This is a genomic window from Pseudomonas sp. FSL R10-0399 (assembly GCF_009600165.1).
Classification (GTDB): Bacteria; Pseudomonadota; Gammaproteobacteria; order Pseudomonadales; family Pseudomonadaceae; genus Aquipseudomonas; species Aquipseudomonas helleri.
Genome location: NZ_WIWK01000001.1, coordinates 73,364 through 87,017, shown reverse-complemented (window position 1 = coordinate 87,017; position 13,654 = coordinate 73,364). Strand labels below are relative to the sequence as shown.

14 protein-coding genes and 6 tRNA genes are annotated in these 13,654 nt (G+C 53.5%); 12 read left to right on the top strand and 8 right to left on the bottom strand.

Going from position 1 to position 13,654, the window contains the following annotated elements; genetic code table 11:
• Positions 1 to 14: 14 nt before the first annotated feature.
• The 10 genes from GHO41_RS00440 to GHO41_RS30210 all read left to right on the top strand — a co-directional run bounded on the left by GHO41_RS00440 (position 15) and on the right by GHO41_RS30210 (position 7,113).
• Positions 15 to 1,361, top strand: coding sequence for a DUF2169 domain-containing protein (locus tag GHO41_RS00440; protein WP_153432573.1), 1,347 nt, complete (start codon positions 15 to 17; stop codon positions 1,359 to 1,361).
• A gap of 1 nt (position 1,362) precedes the next feature.
• The gene (locus tag GHO41_RS00435) at positions 1,363 to 1,719 is read left to right on the top strand and encodes a DUF4150 domain-containing protein (protein ID WP_153432571.1); all 357 of its coding nucleotides are present in this window, start codon (positions 1,363 to 1,365) and stop codon (positions 1,717 to 1,719) included.
• A gap of 3 nt (positions 1,720 to 1,722) precedes the next feature.
• Positions 1,723 to 2,790, top strand: a complete 1,068-nt coding sequence (locus GHO41_RS29730) for a hypothetical protein (RefSeq protein ID WP_178126438.1) — start codon at positions 1,723 to 1,725, stop codon at positions 2,788 to 2,790.
• Between the two features lie 14 nt (positions 2,791 to 2,804).
• The gene (locus tag GHO41_RS00425; RefSeq protein ID WP_153336891.1) at positions 2,805 to 3,254 is read left to right on the top strand and encodes a hypothetical protein; all 450 of its coding nucleotides are present in this window, start codon (positions 2,805 to 2,807) and stop codon (positions 3,252 to 3,254) included.
• A 187-nt stretch (positions 3,255 to 3,441) separates the two neighbouring features.
• Complete coding sequence (locus GHO41_RS00420; protein ID WP_153432570.1) at positions 3,442 to 3,921, top strand: hypothetical protein; 480 nt, start codon at positions 3,442 to 3,444, stop codon at positions 3,919 to 3,921.
• Positions 3,922 to 4,183: 262 nt separating this feature from the next.
• A complete protein-coding gene (locus GHO41_RS00415; RefSeq protein ID WP_153432568.1) occupies positions 4,184 to 4,846 on the top strand; it encodes a GAD-like domain-containing protein in 663 nt (220 codons plus the stop codon).
• A 189-nt stretch (positions 4,847 to 5,035) separates the two neighbouring features.
• Positions 5,036 to 5,275 (top strand): DNA/RNA non-specific endonuclease, encoded by a 240-nt coding sequence (locus tag GHO41_RS30600; RefSeq protein WP_153432566.1) that lies wholly within the window; start codon positions 5,036 to 5,038, stop codon positions 5,273 to 5,275.
• A gap of 16 nt (positions 5,276 to 5,291) precedes the next feature.
• Positions 5,292 to 5,690 carry an immunity protein YezG family protein gene (locus GHO41_RS00405; protein WP_153432564.1) on the top strand — a complete coding sequence of 133 codons (399 nt, stop codon included), beginning with the start codon at positions 5,292 to 5,294 and terminating at the stop codon, positions 5,688 to 5,690.
• Positions 5,691 to 6,227: 537 nt separating this feature from the next.
• Positions 6,228 to 6,890, top strand: a complete 663-nt coding sequence (locus GHO41_RS00400) for a GAD-like domain-containing protein (RefSeq protein WP_153432563.1) — start codon at positions 6,228 to 6,230, stop codon at positions 6,888 to 6,890.
• A 97-nt stretch (positions 6,891 to 6,987) separates the two neighbouring features.
• Complete coding sequence (locus tag GHO41_RS30210) at positions 6,988 to 7,113, top strand: hypothetical protein (RefSeq protein ID WP_256678650.1); 126 nt, start codon at positions 6,988 to 6,990, stop codon at positions 7,111 to 7,113.
• 117 nt (positions 7,114 to 7,230) lie between these two features.
• On the opposite strand, the gene GHO41_RS00390 is transcribed toward GHO41_RS30210, so the two are convergent.
• The 6 genes from GHO41_RS00390 to GHO41_RS00365 all read right to left on the bottom strand — a co-directional run bounded on the left by GHO41_RS00390 (position 7,231) and on the right by GHO41_RS00365 (position 7,904).
• Positions 7,231 to 7,306 (bottom strand) — tRNA-Gly (locus GHO41_RS00390).
• A gap of 5 nt (positions 7,307 to 7,311) precedes the next feature.
• Positions 7,312 to 7,387: transfer RNA gene (locus GHO41_RS00385), tRNA-Glu, on the bottom strand.
• A gap of 103 nt (positions 7,388 to 7,490) precedes the next feature.
• A tRNA-Gly gene (locus tag GHO41_RS00380) sits at positions 7,491 to 7,566 on the bottom strand.
• Between the two features lie 5 nt (positions 7,567 to 7,571).
• Positions 7,572 to 7,647 (bottom strand) — tRNA-Glu (locus tag GHO41_RS00375).
• 103 nt (positions 7,648 to 7,750) lie between these two features.
• Positions 7,751 to 7,826 (bottom strand) — tRNA-Gly (locus GHO41_RS00370).
• Between the two features lie 2 nt (positions 7,827 to 7,828).
• Positions 7,829 to 7,904 (bottom strand) — tRNA-Glu (locus GHO41_RS00365).
• Positions 7,905 to 8,277: 373 nt separating this feature from the next.
• Between GHO41_RS00365 and GHO41_RS00360 the strand changes: the two genes are divergently transcribed.
• Positions 8,278 to 9,048 (top strand): hypothetical protein, encoded by a 771-nt coding sequence (locus GHO41_RS00360; RefSeq protein WP_048369846.1) that lies wholly within the window; start codon positions 8,278 to 8,280, stop codon positions 9,046 to 9,048.
• A gap of 164 nt (positions 9,049 to 9,212) precedes the next feature.
• Here the strand turns inward: GHO41_RS00360 and GHO41_RS00355 are convergent, their stop codons facing one another.
• On the bottom strand, positions 9,213 to 9,557 hold the full coding sequence (locus GHO41_RS00355; RefSeq protein ID WP_048369844.1) for a YggL family protein: 345 nt from the start codon (positions 9,555 to 9,557) through the stop codon (positions 9,213 to 9,215).
• Positions 9,558 to 9,789: 232 nt separating this feature from the next.
• On the opposite strand from GHO41_RS00355, the gene dacB reads away from it, so the two are divergent.
• Positions 9,790 to 11,256, top strand: coding sequence for a D-alanyl-D-alanine carboxypeptidase/D-alanyl-D-alanine-endopeptidase (gene dacB, locus GHO41_RS00350; RefSeq protein ID WP_123751828.1), 1,467 nt, complete (start codon positions 9,790 to 9,792; stop codon positions 11,254 to 11,256).
• A 79-nt stretch (positions 11,257 to 11,335) separates the two neighbouring features.
• Here the strand turns inward: dacB and rlmKL are convergent, their stop codons facing one another.
• The gene (rlmKL, locus tag GHO41_RS00345; protein ID WP_048369839.1) at positions 11,336 to 13,591 is read right to left on the bottom strand and encodes a bifunctional 23S rRNA (guanine(2069)-N(7))-methyltransferase RlmK/23S rRNA (guanine(2445)-N(2))-methyltransferase RlmL; all 2,256 of its coding nucleotides are present in this window, start codon (positions 13,589 to 13,591) and stop codon (positions 11,336 to 11,338) included.
• Between the last annotated feature and the right edge of the window lie 63 nt (positions 13,592 to 13,654).

Here is a 13,654-nt window from a genome sequence, read left to right as displayed (position 1 = left end):
TGCGAGGAGGCGTCATGGAATTTCGTAACCTGACGCCCTTCGATGCGCTGTGTTTTAGCGCCCTGGGTGTGGACGATCAAGAGTATCCGGTGCTGGCCATGAAGGTCGGTTATCGGTTGTTGCCGGTGGATGGCCAACCGGGGCAATTGCGCGCCGAGGTCATGGACGTTGAGCCCGTGGCGTTGTGTACCGATGACGCCTATTACGGCGAAGAAGGGACCAGCAGCGTCAGCGAAGAAAGCGACCTGGCCCCCTTTAAACCGCGCTGTGATGTGATCGTGGTGGGACTGGCATATGCGCCGCAGGGCTTGCCGGCCACGTCGTGGAACGCAGGCGTACGCTTGAGCATTCCGGTCGCGCACGAGCACATAGACGTGCCGCTGCCCGAAGCATTGAGCCCCGGCGAACGGTTGAACGAATACCAGCTTCAAGAATGGCAAGCGAAACGCGTGGCCGCCGCCAAGGCACACGCCAATGCCCCTACCCGGCGCAATCTGCTGGACAAACAGTTGCGTTTTAGCGGGCCACGGCAATTTAAAGACAGCCTGTTTGGCGGTTGGCAACTGACTCAAGCGCAGCCCGTTCTGAGCGTTCCGCTGCGCTGGGAATATGCCTTTGGCGGCAGCAGCGTGGTGCGCAACCCCGAGCACCTGTTAAAGCCTGACAGCCCGGAGTATCTGCTCAACGAGGTCTGCTACAGCAACCCGCTGGGCAGCGGCTGGATCGAGAAACGCCAGGAGCAGTTGGGCTTCAAGCTGGATGCGCCCCTGCGGGTGCTGCCCGCGCCGCAAATCGAAGCAATCGACAGGCCCGTGTTGCACCTGGATAAAGCCAAACACCCTGATGGACTGCTCGACTCCACGCAAATGATGCAGGTGGCCGGCACCTACAAATACCAACCTGCAGGTTTCGGGGTGGTCGGCCGGGCCTGGGCACCGCGACTGGCTCTGGCCGGTAACTACGACGCTGTATGGCAAGCAGAGCGCTGGCCGGGTCTGCCTTATGACTTTGACTTCGCCTACTGGAACGGTGCGCCCACCGATCAACAGATCGAATTTCCACCGCCCAACCTGCGCATCGAACTCTTCAACCTGACCGACCCGTGCCTGACACCGAGCGGATACGCGCAGGTGGAAATGCCCGGCCATCGAGCGTTTGTGTTGCTGCGTTTGTTCAACGGCGCCTTGCTGCCGCTGCCCATGCTCACCGACACACTGCGCATCGACACCGAGACCATGACCCTGGTGCTGACCCATCGCATCAGCCTGCCCAATAACCTCGATATCCGGGTGCTCGAAGCGCGCTTTGAGACCGATCCGGCGGCGCAACTAATCAAGCGCTCGCAGCGGGAGGTGCATTGATATGGCCGATAACGTCATCGCCCGCAAACAGACCAAATGGAAGGTGATCAGCATCGCTCCGGACGTGTGCAAAACACCGATGGGCAGCGCCATCCCGCCTGTGCCCTACCCCGTCACCGCCGAACTCAAAACCGCCACCGGCGTGGCCAACTCCGTGCGCGCCAATGGCAAACCGGTGGTGGTCTACGACATGAGCCTGGTGCCCACCACCCAAGGTGACCAAGCGGGCGCGGCCAAAGGCATCAAGAGCAACACCGTCGGCGGCAAATGCTACCCGCTGGAAAAAAGCAGCAGCGTGCGCGCTGAGGGCAAGTTGATCGTGCGCCATGGCGATACGTTCTGGATGAATGGGGTCTAGAACATGGCCGAGCCCCTAGAGATCAACATCAGCAAATCCTTCGTCGAGCATGGCGGCAAGCAATGGGCGACCTATGAAAACGGCGATGGCGTTACGGTTCAGGTCTGGAAAAACCAACAACTCGAACTCCAGCGCGATCTCAGCTACACCGACTACGCAACATTCAGGGAAAAAGCCCCGGAACTTGGGCTGCGCGACTACCCAGCTCCGCTCATGCGCCGCCAAGGCGGCACAAATGCAAACGGCAATACGCTGGGGCGTGTGGTGGGAGAAACCGCGCCAACTGCAGTGCCCGCCACACAGGCCAATGCGGCGATAGAAGCCGAAACCCAAGAGGAAGGCATCACCGGAGAACACGTTCTCGATGGCCTCCAGCTAGGCCTGGATGTGGTGGGCCTGATCCCAGTGGTGGGAGAAGCGGCAGACATTATCAGCGCTGGCATCAGCCTTGCTCGCGGGGACTATGTAGGCGCTGGACTGTCACTGCTGTCGGCCATACCGTTTGTGGGGTATGCGGGTACTGCGGGCAAAGCCACGCGCTATGGCGCGAAGATGGCTGAGGCTTCGGGTAAAGTCGCACGCGAAATTACACAAATGCCCCCCATAAAAAAAATCACAAGCAAAAATCAAGAGCCACCCAAAGATGTTAAAGACGGCGGCAAGTCAAAAGGAGGGCCATGCGATCACCTTCGTAAGGGGAGCGGAAAAGGGCCATACCGTGGTGGAGCGCACAACCAAACTTCTAAGCCTGTAAACGACAATAAAGACTCCCACCATATGCCCGCTGATGACGCCAGCCCCCTTCCGAAAAGAGACGGACCTGCAATACAAATGCACCCAAATGACCATAAGCTCACGAAAAGCAATGGATCAGTAAAAGGATCAGCAAAATACCGCCAATCAATTCAGGAATTAATAGAAATGGGGGAATGGCGAAAAGCAATGATCAAAGAGATTAAAGATGTCCGACGAATCCAGAAAATCATTGGCGAGCCTAACAAATACAATGAAGCAATTTTGGAAATGCTAAAGTATTTCAGATGCCTTGAAAAAAACAATCTCACCTCATAACTCCAGGATATAAAATGAATAATTACGAAATTTCTCCGTACGTAGGCGTAGGAGAATTAAAGTTTGGAATATCCCCATCTATGGCCGAGAAAATTCTTGGCAAGCCAAACTTTTCATACTACGACCCAGATACTGATGCAACCACTCAATATTGGAACAACAATGGACTACAGCTTTCGTTTTCAAAAAAAAATAACACCCTTACATCCATCAGCATGTATTCAAACATTAGAAACATAACACTTCCAGGAATTAAGTTCGACTGGAATACATCAAATACAACTTACAACTCATTAATAAAATCGGATCCTTCGGCCATGAAAACTGTTGGAATTACAGTTTTTTTCAAGTATGGAATAGCAGTTTCAGGACTCTCTGGGGAAGATAACGGCAACAAGTCGATAACCGCTTTTACTAAGGGGGAATGGGTGCCGGAAGATCCATACCTAGAGCGCCTCACATAAGTGAGGTACTGCACGAAAAGGGAACAAGTTTTCGATGGCCTCCAAGAAAAACGCATTCTTAGTAAAGAATGGATGGGCGGTAGAACACACTCTGGAGAAAGGAGCCTCAAAGCCTTATTTGGATGCGCTAGAAAAGGCCGGAATCAGTTATAAGACAACCCCGCAGATTCCACATTAAGGATAGATAATGAACATTAACCAAGATCAGGCCGCCGAAGTATTTGATGATTTTTTATTTGCAATGGATGACCAAATAGAGTGGCTAATTGAAGAAGCAAAAAAACACAAAATCGCTTTAATAAACTCTCCCAACACACCCGAGCTTCTCGAAAAAACATTTGACTTAATATCCGAAGAACTTAACGAAGAGGATATTGAAAAATTGATAGTTATGTTCGGTAGATATCTCGGAGAATTTATAAGACTTAACTATGACGGAAAATGGACCCTGCCACTGAAGGATAAGAAAAACGTCAACTTCAATACCCCCGTGATCACAGGCCATTCGCCTATAGAGGGGCTGGAGTTCGCCCCCATAAGAGTCATACGCGCCTATGCTCTTCGTAGATACAAAGGCACTATAAGTCGTGCCATAGACAATCACATTCACCCGCAAATATTGGACCTGAGTTTAGAAGCAGCGCAAGAAAGACATAGCAAGAATTAAATTGCGCGACCATGAGTGCAGAGGTTGGGGTCAACGTCAAGTTGCGACTCGTCGAAACCAGCTCAGCGGGCAACATGGCAAGAGCTCTGCAATCCTCAGGCGACAACTGAAATACCGCCTGGTCCTGCCGCTCTTCGAAGGCGATCATTCGGCGTATCGCTGGTCACTGGTGCTGCTGTTAACGCAGTCGCCCGCAGTGATGGCTCAGACGTAAAGAATATGGAACTGACAGTCTGCCATCAGCCAAAAAAGGAAAATAAACATGAGAGACCCTCATTTCGAATACTTCATTGAGAAATTTGGCGAAGCCACTTACAGCATGCCTGTTTCAGAAGCCACCCTTGCTCAATGGACCGGCAAGCTCCCTCCTATCTTGATGACTTACTGGCGTGAAGAAGGCTGGGCAGGGTATGCAAACGGGCGAGTATGGACAGTTAATCCCGATGAATATGAAGACATCAAGGATGCATGGTTTGAGGGGACACCGTTTGTCAACATAGATAATTTCCACGTCATTGCCCGCGATGCCTTTGGCGACCTCTACTTGTGCGGCGAAACAACAGGCGCAAACGTCACCATCACTTGTATCCACAATGAAATCCTCGCTCTGAAAAACCAGCTCAACCCCAGCCCCTTACCAGATCACGATCCTTCCATTCAGGCGCTATTTGGTTCTGCCAAGCTAGAAGACTTCGACTACCCTGACGCCAACGGAAAACTGCTGTTTGAACGCGCTATAAAGAAGTACGGCCCACTTGAGCCCGATGAAATGTACGGCTTCGAACCTGCGCTCGTTGTGGGTGGAAGCGCTACATTGGATAACCTTCGACGCCTTAAGCTGGATCCACACTTCTACATTCTGCGTCAATTCGACAGTCCGACTCTTCCTTTCTCCAACATCGATTTTGACAAGCTTACGAAATAGCCATGAGTTCAAAAGCGGCCCACATTGAGGGTGTCCAGGCATTCGTCGCGCAACAACATGCACCGACGACACGCTATACGTGCTGCTCGATCTGTTGGCCGACTGCACCTCGGAAGATCCGTTGCACATTGAGGCGTTGCATCAACCCCTCGGCCGGGAAGCCATTACACCCTGCTGCGTCCCGATTTTATGCATACGCCATTAGACGAAATGAACCATTTTGCACAAAATGGAAATTTCAATAATAGCTCCTATAGAAAACTAGAAAACTCTTGGGAGCGAATGCTAAAAGATAAGAAAAATGTACCCATAGAAATAACCCCAAAATACACTGGAGATTCCCTACGACCGGACACATTAAAAGTAAAACAATGGATAGACGGGACTCCTCAAGATTTTATAATGTTCGGAAACAAATTCGGCGGATAGCACAGGAGCTAACTCTATGAAACATGAAATCACAGACTTAGATGAAATCTATACAGAGATTGGCCAAGAGCTGATAAATTTGATACCTGATGACTTCAAAGAATCATGGATCAGAACAGAAATATCCGAAGATGCGTGGAGCATCAGCATTTTTTATAAGAAACCCAAAGGAACATATGGATATATAAATGACGACATAGATTCTTTAGAGGAAAAAATCAAATTACTACACTCATTTTACAAAGACAAAACCAGTGAACCTTGGAATTCGGCTACATTCCACCTGATAAACACATTTAAAATGAGTCTAAATCTAGGTTACGAAGATATTTCGGATTTCGGAAAAAGCTCTGAGCGCCGCGAGACATGGATAAAAAACCATCTAGGCGAAGATGCAAAAATCGATTGGTACTAATTAAATTGATGGTCCCGCGTTAGCAATAAATACCCGACAAAGGTTATTTATAAGCCTAAGTAAACTTTGTGCCATTATTGAAACCCCATCACAACTCTTTTTGGAGCAGCAGAGCTGCGCTCCAACTTAGAGCAGGCACCCCGGCATACTAAGCGTATGACCTCAGTTCCGAGATGTAATAGGACAGTAACCAGTACTAACCACGAGGTCGATTACTGGTTGTTGCCGATTTATGACCTCCCGGGGCGATTACGCGCATAAGTCATTAAAAATGCGCCGTGCCAGCTGTGTACTAACACATAGACTTGCCGCTCGAACAGCTGAACGAACTCCGGCGTCAGGAATAGCAAGCTCGATGCATGGTCGCCCACAAGCCGCAATCTGCCAGAGAAAGAGTTGCCTTTCAGCGGGCAAGTTAATGATGGTATTTACGAAAGTACTATTAGAAATAACTCAATGCAGTCGCCCGCAGTGATGGCTCAGACGTAAAGAATATGGAACTGACAGTCTGCCATCAGCCAAAAAAGGAAAATAAACATGAGAGACCCTCATTTCGAATACTTCATCGAGAAATTTGGCGAAGCCACTTACAGCATGCCTGTTTCAGAAGCCACCCTTGCTCAATGGACCGGCAAGCTCCCTCCCATCTTGATGACTTACTGGCGTGAAGAGGGCTGGGCAGGGTATGCAAACGGGCGAGTATGGACAGTTAATCCCGATGAATATGAAGACATCAAGGATGCATGGCTTGAGGGGACACCGCTTGTCAACATTGATAACTTCCACGTAATCGCGCGCAGCGCGTTTGGTAACCTCTATTTATGTGGCGAGAAAATGGGGAGAAGCGTGACAACTTCCTGTCTAAATAACGAAATACTGGCACTGAAAAACAAGCTAAAACCTAAACCTCTGCATGATCAAGATTCTTCAATCCAATCATTTTTTGGCTCCCGAAAACCAGAAGACTTCGACTACCCTGACGCCAACGGAAAACTACTGTTTGAACGCGCTATAAAGAAGTACGGCCCACTTGAGCCCGATGAAATGTACGGCTTCGAACCTGCGCTCGTTGTGGGTGGAAGCGCTACATTGGATAACCTTCGACGCCTTAAGCTGGATCCACACCACCACATTCTGCGTCAATTCGACAGTCCGACTCTTCCTTTCTCCAACATCGATTTTGACAAGTTTATGAAATAGCCATGAGTTCAAAAGCGGCCCACATCTGGAGGGTGTCCAGGCATTCGTCGCGCAAAACCATACGCCAGACGCCACCCTGCGCATCGATACCGAGGCCATGACCCTGGTGCTGACCCATCGCATCAGCCTGCCCAATAACCTCGATATACGGGTGCTCGAAGCGCGCTTTGAGACCGATCCGGCGGCGCAACTGCTCAAGCGTTCACTTGGGGAGGTGCACTGATTGAGCGGATACCGATTTGGGTAGGGAGTAAAAAGTACAGACATAAAAAAAGAGGCCTAAGAGGCCTCTTTTTTTAATGCTTTAAACAGTGACTGAGCACTCTTTAAAACAAGAATATGGAGCGGGAAACGAGACTCGAACTCGCGACCCCGACCTTGGCAAGGTCGTGCTCTACCAACTGAGCTATTCCCGCAATAATGGCGTCCCCTAGGGGACTCGAACCCCTGTTACCGCCGTGAAAGGGCGGTGTCCTAGGCCACTAGACGAAGGGGACGTTGCCCGAAACGTACACTGTACATTTCAGTGCCAACTACGCTCACCTAAGTGTGCGCTTTGGCTTTCACTCAACCCCGCCCGAGAGCGAAGCTGCTTAAAAATGGAGCGGGAAACGAGACTCGAACTCGCGACCCCGACCTTGGCAAGGTCGTGCTCTACCAACTGAGCTATTCCCGCAATAATGGCGTCCCCTAGGGGACTCGAACCCCTGTTACCGCCGTGAAAGGGCGGTGTCCTAGGCCACTAGACGAAGGGGACGTTGCCCGAAACGTACACTGTACATTTCAGTGCCAACTGCACTCACCGAAGTGTGTGCTTTGGCTTTCACTCAACCCCGCCCGAGAGCGAAGCTGCTTAAAAATGGAGCGGGAAACGAGACTCGAACTCGCGACCCCGACCTTGGCAAGGTCGTGCTCTACCAACTGAGCTATTCCCGCATTGGCGTCCCCTAGGGGACTCGAACCCCTGTTACCGCCGTGAAAGGGCGGTGTCCTAGGCCACTAGACGAAGGGGACACACTACAACTTCACTGGTTACATGCGTTTCGCTGTTCGCTTTACGCTGCAATTGGCGCGCATTCTAGGGATGGTTTTGGAAGTCGTCAACCCCAATATGAAAATTTATTGAAATCAATGACTTCCCGCCCTTCTAGGCCTTTTCCTACATAGTGTGACGTATGACTCCTAGGGCCTATATTCCGGCCTCCTACAAGGCGCTATGATGATCAGGCTTGAGTGATGGCCAAATGCACCTATCGAATATGGACCTCTCTATAGATAGCCAACCGCCTGACCCCAATGAACTAACGCACCTGTTTAAGATCAAGCCTATTAGCAACATTGTCTGGCACACTCTATTGCAGGCAGACCACCCGAAGAGGTTTTAACGTTGACGCCTTCCATCATCACCCTGCTCGTCGTTGCCGGGATCGTGCTTTTGATCGCCATCGGCTACATCAACCACATGGTGGAACACAACAAGGTGGAAAAAGCCCGGCTCAAAACCGAACTTAATGACCGTATTCGCCGTTGCAGTGAAGTCAACGAGACCTTTCCCGGGCAACTGATGACGTCGGCACTCAAGTTGTTGCTGACCCGCCTTGAACTCAATGCCACCCAACGTCTGTTGCTGCTGCAAAAATCCGACGCCAGCTTAAAAGCACGGGTTGCCGAGCTTGAAGCACTGGTTGCGCAAGGTGAGTCGATCCCGGTCAACAATCCGCCCAACCCGATCATGACCGAAGCCAAGGCCAAAGATGTGCGCTTTCTGCTGGAAACGCTGCATGGCCAGATCACCCGCGCCGCCAAAGACCGTGTACTGCCCGCCAATGAAGCCAAGCACTGGCTCAAAGAGATCCGTCACCTGCTGGTGGTGCTGCATATTGAGTTCTTCAATAACCTTGGCCAATTGGCGTTCCAGCAAAACCAGCCGGGTCAGGCGCGCCTGGCCTATGAGCGCGGCGTGCAGTATTTGCGCAAACAGGCCGACCCTGCCCCGTATGGCCAGTCACTCAAAGCCTTTGAAGCACAATTGGTGCGTGCCAATGCCCTGCTGCAAAGCACGCTGGAGCCCAGCAGCGATGAGGTCAACGCGCTGACTGAAGGGCTTAAAACCGATGAGGCTGAGGGCGACTGGAAGAAGAAAGCCATTTACGACTAAAAATCTGTGCCATGCCCGTAGTCGTTGTCGAGCCTTGCGAGGCTACGTCCGAAGAGATAGGCATACAGTGTCAGCACAGGGATTTTTGAAACAGCAAGCACCCAGGACGGGCAAAGGCATGAAACACACAAAGGCAGCCACGCAGGCTGCCTTTATGTTTGACGTCAGGCTACCGGATTGATTGGCTTTTCCGGGTACCACACGTCCAGCAGCGGGCTCACTTCAACGCTGGTCAGCTCTGGACGAGCTTTCAACCAGGCTTCAACAGCAGCACGTTGCTCTTCGCTGACCGAACCGCGCTTCTGCAGGCAAACCAGACCGTAGTCGTCGCCGCCAACATAGCCCAGGCCGTTAGCTTCCATGGCTTCTTTCAAGAAAGCGTCAAGGAATGCGTCGACAGCCTCATCCGACAGGTCTTCTTTGAAATCCAGGTTCAGCTCAAAACCCAGCTCCTGAAATTCATCAACGCACAGTTTTTTGCGCAGACGCTGGGAACGATTAGTAGCCATTGAACAATCCTCTTAAGTAATTACCGGCGGCACTTTACCAGCTTCAGGCTGGCGCTGCCCGGTTGCATGTGAGCGACTCATCGTTTTATGCATTAAATAAGTCAATCCCTGGCCTACGCTGATGCACAAGCCCGATAACCTTGGGGCATAATGCCAACACTTTTATGACCATCGAGGGACTTTTTGTTCATGCCCTCTTATTTTCCCCCTCGCCTGCAGGGTTTTACTTTTGATGATTAAATCTTTACGACCATTGTTTCTGGCCAGCCTGTTTTTGCCGCTCGCCTTCGGCGCCAATGCCGCCCCTGTCAACGCCACCCTGACTCCGAAAGTCCAGCAAGCGCTCAAGACCAACAAGCTGCAAGACGACGCGCTGTCCCTGGTGCTGTTGCCACTCACCGGCCCGGGTGTTCCGACCGTCTTCAACGCTGATGTGTCGATGAACCCGGCGTCTACCATGAAACTGGTGACCACCTATGCAGCTCTGGAAATGCTCGGCCCGACCCACCAGTGGAAAACCGAGTTCTACACCGACGGCACCCTGAACAACGGTATTTTGCAGGGCAACCTGTACCTCAAGGGCGGCGGCGACCCCAAGCTCAACATGGAGAAGCTCTGGCTGTTGATGCGCGATCTGCGGGCCAACGGCGTGCAGCAAATCACCGGCGACCTGGTACTGGATCGCAATTTCTTCGAACAACCGCAATTGCCGGTGTTCAACGATGACGGCAATGACGAAAACAAGCCGTTCCTGGTCAAACCCGACGCACTGATGGTCAACCTCAAAGCCTTGCGCTTTGTGGCGCGCAACGATTCGGGCAAGGTGCTGGTCTCGGTGGAGCCGCCTATTGCGAGCATCCGCATCGACAATCAGGTCAAGGCCATCAACGCCAAGCAATGCACCGGCGATGTCCGCTACAACCCCGTCACCCAAGCCGACGGCTCGGTGATTGTCACCGTCAGCGGACAACTGGCAGACGGCTGCAACTCTCAGACGTATCTGTCCTTGCTTGATCACGCGACCTACACCGCCGGCGCCGTGCGCGCCATCTGGAAGGAGCTGGGCGGCAGCATTCAGGGCCAGGACCGTCAGGCCAGCGTCCCTAAAGGTGCAAAACTGCTGGCTCGCGCCTACTCGCCTGACCTGGCCGAGATCATTCGAGACATCAATAAATACAGCAACAACACCATGGCCCAGCAGTTGTTCCTCAGCCTCGGCGCTCAGTTCCGTACCGATGCCGACGGCGATGACGCCAAAGCCGCGCAGCGCGTGATACGCCAATGGCTGGCCAAAAAGGGCATTACAGCGCCGCATCTGGTCATGGAGAACGGCTCCGGCCTGTCGCGTGCCGAGCGTGTGAGCGCACGTGAAATGGCGCAAATGCTTCAAGCCGCCTGGAAAAGCCCCTACGCTGCCGAGTTCATCAGCTCCCTGCCGATCGCAGGTAAAGACGGCACGATGCGCAAGCGCCTGAAAACCACAGCGATGAACGGTCAGGCACACATCAAGACAGGCACCCTGAATACCGTACGCGCCATTTCCGGCTTTAGCCGCGACAGCAACGGCGACACCTGGGCCGTGGTCGCCATTCTGAACGACCCGCGCCCGTGGGGTGCGTCTTCGATTCTCGATCAGGTATTGCTGGACCTGTATCGCCAGCCAGCCGTGGCTAACCGAACAGTGTCTATCGCGCCATAACGTCAGGCAGGCAATAAAAAACGCCCCCGATCGCAAGAAAGGGGGCGTTTTATATGGGCTGATTACCGCCGGGGCAGCATCAGCGGGCCGTGATTTTCCAGGCCCGGTGGATTTTGCTGTTACGGGCAAAGTCCGGATCGATGGTGCTCGCGGTAATTTCTTCAACGGCATAACGCGCGGCCAGATGCTCATCCAGAACGAACTTGCGGAAGTTGTTCGAGAAGTACAGCACGCCGCCCGGCGCCAGACGCGCCATGGCCAGATCGAGCAACTGCACATGGTCACGCTGAACGTCGAAGATGCCTTCCATGCGCTTGGAGTTGGAGAAGGTCGGCGGATCAATGAAGATCAAGTCGTACTCTTCACGACAGGCATCCAGCCAGGCCATCACATCGCCCTGCTCCAGGCGGTTTTTGTCCGAGAAACCGTTCAGCGACAGGTTACGCCGCGCCCAGTCCAGATACGTCTTGGACAAGTCAACGCTGGTGGTGCTGCGCGCACCGCCTTTGGCAGCGTGCACACTCGCCGTTGCGGTGTAGCAGTACAGGTTGAGGAAGCGTTTGCCGGCCGCCTCTTTCTGGATGCGCATGCGGATTGGACGGTGATCAAGGAACAGCCCGGTGTCCAGGTAATCGGTGAGGTTCACCAGCAGCTTTACGCCACCTTCCATCACTTCAGTGAACTTGCCCTGCGCGCTTTGACGCTCGTACTGCTTGGTGCCGCTCTGACGCTCACGGCGCTTGACGATCACCCGGCTCTTGTCGATGTTCAGCGCCTGTGGAATCGCCGCCAGGGCGTCGAACATACGGGCTGAGGCTTTTTCCGGGTCAACCGATTTAGGCGCGGCGTACTCCTGGACATGGACCCAGTCGTGATACAGGTCGATCGCCATCGAGTACTCAGGCATGTCGGCGTCGTAAACGCGATAGCAATCAATCCCCTCGCGCTTGACCCATTTGCCCAGTGCCTTGAGGTTCTTTTGCAGACGGTTGGCAAACATCTGCCCGCCCTCGCTCAAGCGCGGTTGCTCGATCACCACCGGTGCAGGCTTGATCGGGTTGCCGTTCTTGTTGAACTGCTGCTGCACAGGCGCTTCGACCACAGACTCAGCCTGTTCACGCTCGGCCTGACGCTGCTCCGGGGTACGACGCTCACCCGTCACGAACTGATCCGGGGTGACCTTGATCAACAGCAACTTGCACGGCAAAGCGCCGTTCCAGAACGAATACTGCTTGTGGCTGCGAATGCCCATGCGCTTGCCCAGATCCGGGGCGCCGGTGAACACCGCCGCTTCCCAGTTCAGACACGCCTGACGCAGACGCTCACCGAGGTTCTGGTAGAGATAAAGCAAGCTTGCTTCATCGCCCAGACGCTCGCCGTACGGCGGGTTGCAGATCACCAGGCCTTTCTGGTTTTGATCTGGGCGCGGCTCAAAGGTCGCCACTTCACCCTGGTAAATCTTGATCCAGTGGCTCAGCCCAGCTCGCTCGATGTTGTTGCGCGCAGGCTGAATCAGCCGTGGGTCAGCCTCGTATCCGCGAATCCACAGCGGCGGCTTGGCCATGCCGATTTCTGCGCGCTCAGTGGCTTCTTCATGGAGTTTTTTCCATATGGCCGGTACGTGACCCAACCAGGCATCAAAGCCCCAATGAATGCGATTGAGGTTCGGCGCAATGTCGGCGGCGATCATTGCGCCCTCGACCAGAAACGTACCCACACCGCACATCGGGTCAGCCAGTGCGGCGCCCTCAGCGGCCATGCGCGGCCAGCCGGCACGGATCAGCACGGCGGCGGCGAGGTTTTCTTTCAGGGGCGCAGCACCTTGCTGCAGACGGTAGCCACGCTGGTGCAGGCTGCTGCCCGACAGGTCCAGGGACAGAATCGCTTCGCCGCGATCCAGGCGCAGGTGGATACGCAAGTCCGGGCTGAACTTGTCAATCGACGGGCGCTCACCAGACGGCGTACGCAGCTTGTCGACGATGGCGTCCTTGACCTTCAAGGCACCGAAGTGGGTGTTATCGATGCCCGAGCCATGCCCGCTGAATTCAACGGCCAGGGTGCCGTCCGGGACCATGTGATCATGCCAGTCAACGTCGAGCACGCCGTTGTACAGGTCTTCGGCGTTCTTCATCGGGAAGCGCTTAAGGACCAGCAACACGCGGTTGGCAAGGCGTGACCACAGACACAGACGGTAGGCAGTTTCCATATCTGCCAAGCCACGAATGGCCGAGGTGTGCTCGCGAGCTTCCTCAAGACCAAGGCCAATAGCCTCCTCGAGGAGCAGACCTTCAAGGCCTTTAGGGCAGGTAAGGAAGAGTTCGTTACGATCCGACATGGGATTCCTGAGCTTTTAGCTTTCTGTGGGCAGGCAACGCATCGCCTGCTCCGTTTTCAATCA

Excerpts from the sequence above, each read along its gene's own strand:
- GHO41_RS00420 (WP_153432570.1), top strand. The coding sequence starts at position 3,442 with ATGAACATTAACCAAGATCAGGCCGCCGAAGTATTTGATGATTTTTTA.
- GHO41_RS00400 (WP_153432563.1), top strand. The coding sequence starts at position 6,228 with ATGAGAGACCCTCATTTCGAATACTTCATCGAGAAATTTGGCGAAGCC.
- GHO41_RS29730 (WP_178126438.1), top strand. The coding sequence starts at position 1,723 with ATGGCCGAGCCCCTAGAGATCAACATCAGCAAATCCTTCGTCGAGCAT.
- GHO41_RS00415 (WP_153432568.1), top strand. The coding sequence starts at position 4,184 with ATGAGAGACCCTCATTTCGAATACTTCATTGAGAAATTTGGCGAAGCC.
- GHO41_RS30210 (WP_256678650.1), top strand. The coding sequence starts at position 6,988 with ATGACCCTGGTGCTGACCCATCGCATCAGCCTGCCCAATAACCTCGAT.
- rlmKL (WP_048369839.1), bottom strand. The coding sequence starts at position 13,591 with ATGTCGGATCGTAACGAACTCTTCCTTACCTGCCCTAAAGGCCTTGAA.
- GHO41_RS00425 (WP_153336891.1), top strand. The coding sequence starts at position 2,805 with ATGAATAATTACGAAATTTCTCCGTACGTAGGCGTAGGAGAATTAAAG.
- GHO41_RS00355 (WP_048369844.1), bottom strand. The coding sequence starts at position 9,557 with ATGGCTACTAATCGTTCCCAGCGTCTGCGCAAAAAACTGTGCGTTGAT.
- GHO41_RS00435 (WP_153432571.1), top strand. The coding sequence starts at position 1,363 with ATGGCCGATAACGTCATCGCCCGCAAACAGACCAAATGGAAGGTGATC.
- dacB (WP_123751828.1), top strand. The coding sequence starts at position 9,790 with ATGATTAAATCTTTACGACCATTGTTTCTGGCCAGCCTGTTTTTGCCG.
- GHO41_RS30600 (WP_153432566.1), top strand. The coding sequence starts at position 5,036 with ATGCATACGCCATTAGACGAAATGAACCATTTTGCACAAAATGGAAAT.
- GHO41_RS00440 (WP_153432573.1), top strand. The coding sequence starts at position 15 with ATGGAATTTCGTAACCTGACGCCCTTCGATGCGCTGTGTTTTAGCGCC.
- GHO41_RS00405 (WP_153432564.1), top strand. The coding sequence starts at position 5,292 with ATGAAACATGAAATCACAGACTTAGATGAAATCTATACAGAGATTGGC.